The following is a 1,239-nucleotide window of genomic DNA, read 5'->3' on the forward strand; positions in this document are numbered from 1 at the left end:
TGTAGTGACCCCAAAAAGTTAGACTTTTATGGAGTGGAGAAATCCACTCCTTTTTTGTACGATAAAATTAACTGTTAGACAGCTGTTTTTACAGCTTCTCGAAACTGAACCGGACTTCGCCAATTTAATTTCTTTTTGATGCGTTTATGGTTGTAATAATAAATATATTGGTCAATTTTTGTTTTCAATTCATCAAAACTCCGATAGACTTCTCCATAAAAAATCTCTTGCTTTAATAGACTAAAGAAGTTTTCCATAGGTGAGTTATCTAAACAATTTCCTTTACGAGACATACTCTGGAAGATTTTATGCTGCTTCAATTTATTCTTATAAGCATTCATTTGATAGGCCCATCCTTGATCTGAATGGAAGGTTCTACGAAATGGGCAATCATTTGTTATCTGGATTGCTTCTTCTAATCCTTCCATTATAGCTAGTGCGTTTGGCTTTTCAGAAATCCGATAAGATATAATTTCACTATTGTAGAGATCCATGAAAGGATCTAAATACAGCTTTTTCTGACGAACGATACCTGTGGTATCTACTTCATAATACTTAAACTCTGTGGTGTCAGTTGTAATTTTTTGGTGACAGATACTTGTATAAAACCGACGATGAATACGATTTTTGGCGACAGTGCCAACTTTCCCACGATAAGAATTGTACCGTCGAGATTTTCGAGTGTAAGACTTTACTTCGATACCTAGTTTTTTTATCAGACGTTGGATCTTCTTTTTATTGACATGAACCCCTTGATTCTCTAATGCTTTTTTTAGTCGCAGACAGCCATAGTCTTTATGTTCTTTGCGAATTTCAAGCATTTTTTCTTCAATTTCTTGGTCTGGGTTTGGTCTGTCAAACCGTTTCTGCCAATACATATAGGTTGCTTTAGGAAATTTCAATGTTTCAAGAAGCTCAACTAGTTTGAATGATCTTCGGAGGCTGGCGATGATTCGTGCGATTGATTCTTGCGTCTTTGCTGGGCTTCCTGTTTTCGCAACTTCCTCAACTCTTTTAAAAAGGCATTCTCAATTTGAAGGGATCGGACTTGTTTTTCTAATGCCTTGATACGTTAGCGTTCTTCAGTTATTGTATTTTCTTTTTTTCTAGTCACAGTAAGTTGTCGCCCTTTCTCTTTTGAGAGTCCATCAATACCCGCTTCTCTGAAATTGCGCATCCAATTGGCAATAAGCGCATGGTTGCTCATTTCTAAAGCGTTGGCAACTTCTCGATAGGACA

The 1,239-nt window shown here is 36.6% G+C and carries 1 protein-coding gene and 1 pseudogene; both read right to left on the reverse strand.

The annotated features are described in order from the left end of the window. Positions 1–74 precede the first annotated feature (74 nt). The gene (locus I2F89_RS15410; RefSeq protein ID WP_324250216.1) at positions 75–962 is read right to left on the reverse strand and encodes an IS3 family transposase; all 888 of its coding nucleotides are present in this window, start codon (positions 960–962) and stop codon (positions 75–77) included. 164 nt (positions 963–1,126) lie between these two features. After that, a pseudogene (locus I2F89_RS15835) lies at positions 1,127–1,239 on the reverse strand (helix-turn-helix domain-containing protein); the annotation flags it as partial.

It is taken from the genome of Enterococcus sp. 1001283B150225_161107_E12, from assembly GCF_015556925.1.
Taxonomy (GTDB): Bacteria; Bacillota; Bacilli; order Lactobacillales; family Enterococcaceae; genus Enterococcus_B; species Enterococcus_B mundtii.